8 protein-coding genes are annotated in these 7,733 nt (G+C 72.8%); 7 read left to right on the top strand and 1 reads right to left on the bottom strand.

Annotation, left to right across the window (positions count from 1 at the left end):
• Together AOK24_RS17170 and AOK24_RS17165 are read left to right on the top strand one after the other, a co-directional pair.
• Nucleotides 1-610, top strand: a 610-nt coding sequence (locus tag AOK24_RS17170) for a DUF4344 domain-containing metallopeptidase (RefSeq protein ID WP_159051897.1), incomplete at its 5' end; no start/stop codon positions are given.
• A 612-nt stretch (nt 611-1,222) separates the two neighbouring features.
• A complete protein-coding gene (locus tag AOK24_RS17165; protein WP_055720949.1) occupies nt 1,223-2,011 on the top strand; it encodes a hypothetical protein in 789 nt (262 codons plus the stop codon).
• A gap of 110 nt (nt 2,012-2,121) precedes the next feature.
• On the opposite strand, the gene AOK24_RS17160 is transcribed toward AOK24_RS17165, so the two are convergent.
• The gene (locus AOK24_RS17160; protein ID WP_055720948.1) at nt 2,122-2,820 is read right to left on the bottom strand and encodes a TetR/AcrR family transcriptional regulator; all 699 of its coding nucleotides are present in this window, start codon (nt 2,818-2,820) and stop codon (nt 2,122-2,124) included.
• Nucleotides 2,821-2,916: 96 nt separating this feature from the next.
• Between AOK24_RS17160 and AOK24_RS17155 the strand changes: the two genes are divergently transcribed.
• From AOK24_RS17155 to AOK24_RS17135, 5 genes are all read left to right on the top strand, one after another.
• Nucleotides 2,917-3,948 carry a medium chain dehydrogenase/reductase family protein gene (locus AOK24_RS17155; RefSeq protein WP_055720951.1) on the top strand — a complete coding sequence of 344 codons (1,032 nt, stop codon included), beginning with the start codon at nt 2,917-2,919 and terminating at the stop codon, nt 3,946-3,948.
• A 108-nt stretch (nt 3,949-4,056) separates the two neighbouring features.
• Entirely contained in the window at nt 4,057-4,728 is a 672-nt protein-coding gene (locus AOK24_RS17150; RefSeq protein WP_055720947.1) for an SRPBCC family protein, read from the top strand.
• Nucleotides 4,729-5,081: 353 nt separating this feature from the next.
• Nucleotides 5,082-5,411, top strand: coding sequence for a TcmI family type II polyketide cyclase (locus AOK24_RS17145; protein WP_055720946.1), 330 nt, complete (start codon nt 5,082-5,084; stop codon nt 5,409-5,411).
• On the top strand, nt 5,408-6,679 hold the full coding sequence (locus tag AOK24_RS17140; protein WP_055720945.1) for a beta-ketoacyl-[acyl-carrier-protein] synthase family protein: 1,272 nt from the start codon (nt 5,408-5,410) through the stop codon (nt 6,677-6,679). The genes AOK24_RS17145 and AOK24_RS17140 overlap by 4 nt, the downstream gene beginning before the upstream one ends.
• Nucleotides 6,676-7,733 (top strand): ketosynthase chain-length factor (locus AOK24_RS17135; protein ID WP_055720944.1); only part of this gene is annotated, 1,058 nt, incomplete at its 3' end. The genes AOK24_RS17140 and AOK24_RS17135, both read left to right, overlap by 4 nt.

Genomic DNA, 7,733 nt, shown 5'->3' with positions numbered 1-7,733 from the left:
GGTCGAGGGGGCGGCTGCGGCGGTTGCCGGGCTGGTGGAGGTGGAACGGCCGGTGGATGTCGTTGTCCGGTCCTGTGGCGGGGAAGGGGCCTCCTACGATCCGGAGACCCGGACGGTGGAGCTGTGTTACGAGGAAGTCTCCGAGACACGGGAACTGTTCCGCCGGGCCCGGCGTCCGGACGGGGACGACGAGGTCGAGGCAGTGCTCCTGGAGACGGTGTTCCATGAGACCGCCCACGCGCTGGTCGATGCGCTGGATCTGCGGGTCACCGGCCGGGAGGAGGACTTCGCGGACCGGTTCGCGGCGTTGATGCTGCTGGATGAAGGGGTTTCCGGCGAGCGGCAGTTGCTGGTGGCGGCCGAGGCGTGGCGGTTGGGGGCGGAGGCGGCCGAGGATGCCGACGACAGCGGCGAGGACGAGCACTCCTCGGACCGCGAGCGGTTCGTCGACGAACTCTGCTGGGTCTATGGGAGCGCTCCTGAACGCCACCGTGACCTCGTCGGCCCGGACACTCTTCCCGCCGGGCGAGCGGAAGGGTGCGGCCGGGAGTGGGCCGCCGTGCGCGATGCGTGGCTGACGGCGCTGGGACCGGCTCTGCGCGCGGGGTGAGTTTCCGTCGTACGGGATGTGGCGTACGCGGAGACCGCGCGACCTTTCGGGGCTGCTGCGTTGCCGTGGAGGACCGGGAGTGCAGCGGCGGCTGCTTCTCCGCCGCGTGAATCCCAGCGGGCAGGCATCCGGTCCAGGGGATCGCCGACCTCGCTGTGACCGGCGATCACGCAACGACAGACACCGCTGGAACTCCTCGTACCAGGTCCGCAGCCCGGCGTCCCGGTGGCTCGCGGCCATCAATGCGTTGATCAGCAGGTCGTCGCGGTCGTCTGCGAAGCCGGGACCCGCGAGGTAGGTGAGCCACTCACCGCGCGGTGCGCGAGCCTCCTCCAGGACACCCCGGAACTGTGCCGAGGTCCGCTCGAACACCCCGTCGACCAGGTGGCGGACCAGTTCCGCCCGGCTCCCGAATCACCCGTGCCCTGCTCCATGCCGACTCCCCGTACGACCCGTCGACGCCGCCGGCCCGGTCACCGTACCCACCGCGTCCGCCGAGCCGCGAGGCCCCGTCGGTGCGGTACAAAACGTCCATAGTGCCGGTGCGGGAACCGATGGTCGTGGTGTGCGTCCTCACTGGTGAGGCAGGCGGTGTGTTCGGGGGAGAAGGACGTGGAGACGATCATCGTGCAGCCGCTCGGACGGGCGCGGGCCGGTGCGGGCGGGGTCGGAGTGGCGGGGCTGCTGAAGCTCGCGCCGGGGGACGTAGCCGAGTTCGGGCGGGGTACGCCCGACGGCGAGGGCGTGGCCATTGTTCTGCCCGACCCGGGGATCTCCCGGCGGGCCGGGCTGCTGGAGGCGGCCGAGGACTACTGGCGGCTGTCCAACTTCAGTACGGGTACGGCGTACCTGGTCGAGAACCTGGAGGGCGCCGGGGAGTACATCTCCGTCGGCCCGGGCCGGCTCTCCGCGCCGGTGCCGTTCGAGTTCTCCCGCGTCGTGTTGCCGGGGGTGCGGGGCACCGCCGGTTTCAAGGTGTTCGCCCCGCGCCACGCGTACCGCGAGAGGCCCGCGGTTCCCCGGGCGGGGGAGCGGACCCTGCATCCGTACGCGCTCGACACGGCAGCCAAGTACTTCCTCGTCCTCGTCGCCCTGTGCGAACCCCGTCTACGGGACCCGTCGGACAGCGCCCTGCCCGGCGCCGGGGACATCGCGGAGCGCCTGCGCGGCCTGCCGGACTGCCAGGACCTGACCAGATCCGCGGTGAACTACCACATCGACTACCTGGCCTGCCAGAAACTCCGCCTGGATCTCACCGGCACCCCGGACACCTCGGCCCGCACCGGAACCAAACGCGCCGGCCTGGTCTCCGTCGCCCTGCGCTTCGGCCTCGTACGCGAGGAACACCTCGCCCTGCTGCCCTCCCGCAAGAGAGGCGTACCGGTGCTGGGCAGGGGGTGACCCGGCATACGCCGGCTGCTCGCCACGGCCCATCGGCACGCTGCCTCAGGGGCCGGTCCTGAGCAGCGTGCTGGTGATCTCGCGCCCCAGGAAGCCGCAGCCGCCGGTGATCACGATCCCCCTGCGCCGTCTCCTCGGCCCTCGGCCGAAGCGTGCGCGTCGGAGGCATGCCCTGGCCCCGCCATCGCATCCACCTCGGCGGCGTAGAGCTGCGCGGGGTCGATGCCCATCCCCGTGAAGTGACCGGAGAGTTCCAGGGACAGGGCGCCGTGCAGCCGGGTCCAGAACATCAGCGCCCGGTGGAGGGTCTCGGGCGGCGCGTCGTGGTCGCCCGCCCAGGCGCGGTGCGCTGCGAGGTGGGCGTCGAACGGCGTCGCCGGGCCGCCGGGCGGCAGGGCGGCGGCGGTGTCCAGGAGGGTCGCCATGATCTCGGAGGAGATCGCGGTGGTGTCGTCGGGGGCCTCGTAGCCGGGGACGGGGGTGCCGTAGATGAGGAAGTACCGCTGCGGGTCGCGCAGGGCCCAAGCGCGCAGGGTGTGCGCGAGCGCGGGCAGGTCGGCACCGGACTCGGCGGCGGTGCGGAAGGTGTCGGCGAGGCTGCGGTACGCGTCGCGCACCAGTTCGGTGATCAGCTCGTCGCGGCCGTCGAAGTAGCGGTACAGCGCGGGCCCGCTCATGCCCATCTGCTTGGCGATCGCGTTGAGGGACAGCGCCGAGGCGCCCGCCGTGGCGATCTGTTCCCACGCGCGCTGCTTGATCTCCGTACGGACCTGGGCGCGGTAGCGCTCGCGGGGGGTCTTCGCATCCATGGTTAGAGGCTATCACCAAAGTTATTGACACTCCCCGATGCTGGTTGTTATAACTTCTAACGAAGGCAAGAGCCGGTAACTGTGGAGGTCGTGGTCATGCGTACCGAAGAACTCGTCGAGGTCGTCCTGCCGGGCGAGGTCGAACCCGAAGGACTCCTGATCCGACACGGGGCCGTCCCCGTCCCCGGCCCGGGGCAGGTCGTCATCCGTATGGAGGCGACCGGCGTCTCCTTCGCCGAGCAGCAGATGCGGCGCGGCCGGTACTACGACCAGCCGCCCTTCCCCTTCGTCCCCGGCTACGACCTCGTGGGTACGGTCTCGGCGACCGGCGAGGGCGTCGACCGCGGCCTCACCGGCACCCGCGTCGCCGCGCTCGTCAAGGTCGGCGGCTGGGCGAGCCACGTCCTCGTCGACGCGGCGGACACCGTCCCCGTACCCGACGGCATCGACCCCGCGCAGGCCGAGACCCTCGTCGTCAACGGCATCACCGCCTGGCAGATGCTCCACCGCAAGGCCCGCGTCCGCCGGGGCGGCACCGTCGTCGTGTACGGCGCGAACGGGGGCGTCGGGTCGGTCCTCGTCCAACTCGCCCTGGCGGCGGGCGCGCGGGTGATCGGTACGGCGTCCGCACGGCACCACGACTTCCTGCGCGAGCGCGGGGTCGTTCCCGTCGACCACCACGACGCCGACATGGCCGTACGGCTCCGCGCACTCGCCCCGCAGGGGGTGGACGCCGTCTTCGATCACGTCGGGGGCGCGGGGATCGTCGACTCCTGGAGGCTCCTCGCGCCCGGCGGGACGCTCGTCTCGTACGGCAGCGCCTCGACGCGGGACGACACCGGGGGCAAGCAGTGGCCTGTGCTCAAGCTGCTGGGGCGGGTGTGGGTGTGGAACGCGCTGCCGAACGGGCGGCGGGCGTACTTCTACAACGTCTGGGCGGGGCGTGCCCTGTCGAAGGGCCGGTTCCGGGCGCGTCTGCGGGCCGACCTCGCGGAGGTCTTCGCGGCACACGGGCGGGGTGAGGTCACGGCTCGGGTCGCGGCGCGGCTGCCGCTCACGCGCGCCGCCGAGGCGCTGCGGCTGGCCGAGTCCGGGACTGTCGCGGGGAAGGTCGTGCTGAACCCGTAGCGGGCGTCTCCGGGCGGAGCCGCCTCGGGCGTCCCTCCGCCGATCCCTCACCGGGCACCTGACCAGCCCGGCCGATCCCACCACCACGACGAAACGACGAGGTACGTCATGTCCAGCACCAGCGTGTCCACCCCGCGACGCCGGTTCCGCGCAGTCGCGGTCCCGCTCGCCGTCGCCGCCGTTCTCGCCGGCAACGGCACCGGCGCACCGACCGCCCACGCCGCCGTTCTCGCCAGCACCAGCACCGGCAACGCCGCCCCGGCCGCCCACGCCGCCACCCCGAACCGGTGCGGCGGCCAGGGCGTCGACCCCGCCGCCCGCATCCGCTACAGCTCCGACACCGTGATCGAGGCGCCGCTCGCCACGGTCTGGAAGCTCCAGACCGACGTCCGACGCTGGCCGACCTGGCAGCCGCCCGTCCTCACCGCCGCACGCCTCGACCCCGGCCCCCTCAAGCCTGGCTCCCGCTTCCGCTGGACCACACCCGCACCGGCCACCCCGACGACCCCCGCCACGACCCTCACGATCACCTCCACCGTCCGCGAACTCCGCCGCCACCACTGCGTCCTGTGGAGCGGCCCGGCGATCGGCGAGGGCCTGCGCATCGACGAGGGCGTGCACCTGTGGACGTTCACCGAGACCGGGGACGGCGTACGCGTCCACACGGAGGAGACCTGGACCGGGAGCCAGGTCGAGGCGGACGTACCCACCGCGACGGCGGCGCTCGGCGCGGGCCTCGAAACGTGGCTGCGGGACCTGAAGGCCGCGGCGGAGAAGTGAAGCGGCGCGTACCCCGTGCCAGGGCATGGCCCGAGGGACGTTCGAGCGAGCCTCAAGCCGGTCGGCGGAGGCTCGTGGCGTGGGGCCGCGCGGGACGGTGCAGAACCTCCCGCCGGGCGGCCCCTTCCGGTAGGCGCCCTCACCCCCTTCTGACACGCCCCGCACATTCCTGCGCCGCCCTGACCTCCCCCCGTACCACCCCGGAGAACCCTGACAAAGCCCTGAACCGGCGTGTCTTGAACCCCGTACGCCACCCCCCGGAGGCTTGAAGTCGCGGGGCGGCGTGGGCAGTTGAGGGGCCCCGCGCACCGCAGCCGAAGGCAGGCGTATCACGAGACGCGGGGAGTGGTTACATGCACAGCACCTTGATCGTCGCCAGGCTGGAACCCGGCGCGAGTACGAACGTGGCGGACCTGTTCGCCGGATTCGACGCGACGGACATGCCCCACCGGATGGGGACCAGGCGCCGGCAGTTGTTCCATTACCGGGGCCTGTACTTCCACCTCCAGGACTTCGACGAGGACAACGGGGGAGAGCGGATCGAGGCGGCGCGCACCGACCCCCGGTTCATCGGGATCAGCAACGACCTGAAGCCGTACATCGGGGCGTACGACCCGGCCACCTGGCGCTCCCCGGCGGACGCGCAGGCGACCCGGTTCTACGCGTGGGAGGCGTCCGCGTGAGCACGCGCCGAGTCGTCGTCACCGGCCTGGAGGTCCTCGCCCCCGGTGGCGTCGGAGCCAAGAACTTCTGGAACCTGCTCAGCGAGGGCCGCACCGCGACCCGGCGGATCACGTTCTTCGACCCCGGCCCGTTCCGCTCCCGCGTGGCCGCCGAGATCGACTTCGACCCGTACGAGCACGGCCTGACCCCGCAGGAGATCAGGCGCATGGACCGGGCGGCCCAGTTCGCGGTGGTCGCGGCGCGCGGCGCGGTCGCCGACAGCGGCATCGACCTCGGCCGCCTCGACCCGTACCGCACCGGCGTCACCGTGGGCAGCGCGGTGGGCGCGACGATGAGCCTCGACGAGGAGTACCGCGTCGTCAGCGACGGCGGCCGGCTCGACCTCGTCGACCACGCGTACGCGGCACCCCACCTGTACGACCAGCTGGTGCCCAGCTCGTTCGCCGCCGAGGTCGCGTGGGCGGTCGGCGCCGAAGGGCCCGCGACCGTCGTCTCCACCGGCTGCACCTCCGGCATCGACTCCGTCGGGTACGCCGCCGAACTGATCCGCGAGGGCAGCGTCGACGTCATGGTCGCCGGCTCCTCGGACGCGCCGATCTCCCCGATCACCATGGCCTGCTTCGACGCCATCAAGGCCACCACCCCCCGCCACGACGACCCGGCCCACGCCTCGCGCCCCTTCGACGGCACCCGCAACGGATTCGTCCTCGGCGAGGGCGCCGCCGTCTTCGTCCTGGAGGAACTCGACAGCGCCCGCAGGCGCGGCGCCCACATCTACGCGGAGATCGCCGGATACGCGACCCGCTCGAACGCCTACCACATGACGGGCCTGCGCCCCGACGGCCTGGAGATGGCCGAGGCCATCCGGGTCGCCCTCGACGAGGCGCGCCTCCCCGGCGAGGCCATCGACTACATCAACGCGCACGGCTCCGGCACCAAGCAGAACGACCGCCACGAGACCGCCGCGTTCAAACGCAGCCTCGGCGCGCACGCCTACCGCACGCCGGTCAGCTCCATCAAGTCGATGGTGGGCCACTCCCTGGGCGCGATCGGCTCCATCGAGATCGCCGCGTCCGTCCTCGCGATGGAGTACGACACCGTCCCGCCGACCGCCAACCTCCACACCCCCGACCCCGAGTGCGACCTCGACTACGTGCCGATCGACGCCCGCGACCAGCTCACCGACGTCGTGCTCACCGTCGGCAGCGGGTTCGGCGGGTTCCAGAGCGCGATGGTCCTCGCGGACCCGGAGAGGAAGGCGGCGTGAGCGGCACCGTCGTGGTGACCGGCCTGGGCGTCGCCTCCCCGGCCGGCCTCGGGGCGCGCGAGCACTGGGACGCCACCCGCGCCGGGCGCAGCGGCATCGGACGCCTCACCCGTTTCGACCCGACCGGCTATCCGGCCCGGCTCGCCGGGGAGATCAGCGGGTTCACCGCCGAGGACCACCTCCCGGGACGCCTCGTCCCGCAGACCGACCGGATGACCCGCCTCGCCCTCGCCGCCGCCGACTGGGCGCTGGCCGACGCGGGCATCCACCCCGGCGACCTGGACTCCTTCGACATGGGCGTGGTCACCGCAAGCGCCTCCGGCGGCTTCGAGTTCGGGCAGAACGAGCTGCGCAAACTGTGGGGCCAGGGCAGCCAGTACGTGTCCGCGTACCAGTCGTTCGCCTGGTTCTACGCCGTCAACAGCGGCCAGATCTCCATCCGCAACGGCATGAAGGGTCCCAGCGGGGTCGTCGTCAGCGACCAGGCGGGCGGCCTCGACGCCGTCGCCCAGGCCCGCCGGCAGATCCGCAAGGGCACCCGGCTCGTCGTCTCCGGCGGCGTCGACGCCTCCCTGTGCCCGTGGGGGTGGGTCGCGCAGCTCGCCGGCGGCCGGCTCAGCACCAGCGAGGACCCCGACCGCGCCTACCTCCCCTTCGACCAGGGCGCCCGGGGCCACGTCCCCGGCGAGGGCGGCGCGATCCTGATCCTGGAGGACGCCGAGGCGGCCCGCGAACGCGGCGCGCACTCCTACGGCGAGATCGCCGGCTACGGCGCCACCTTCGACCCCAGGCCCGGCAGCGGACGCCCGCCCGGACTGCGCCGGGCCGTCGAACTCGCCCTCACCGACGCCGAGTCGCAGCCGACGGACGTCGACGTCGTGTTCGCCGACGCGGCCGGCACCCCCGACCTCGACCGCGCCGAGGCCGACGCGCTCACCGCCGTCTTCGGCCCGTACGGCGTCCCGGTCAGCGCCCCCAAGACGATGACCGGCCGCCTCTACTCCGGCGCCGCGCCCCTCGACCTCGCCACCGCGCTGCTCGCCCTGCGCGACGG

Origin of the sequence: Streptomyces niveiscabiei, from assembly GCF_001419795.1 — a bacterium.
In the GTDB taxonomy this organism is placed as follows: domain Bacteria; phylum Actinomycetota; class Actinomycetes; order Streptomycetales; family Streptomycetaceae; genus Streptomyces; species Streptomyces niveiscabiei.
Note: the sequence above shows the minus strand (reverse complement) of the source record. Positions and strands in the feature narration are given on the sequence as shown.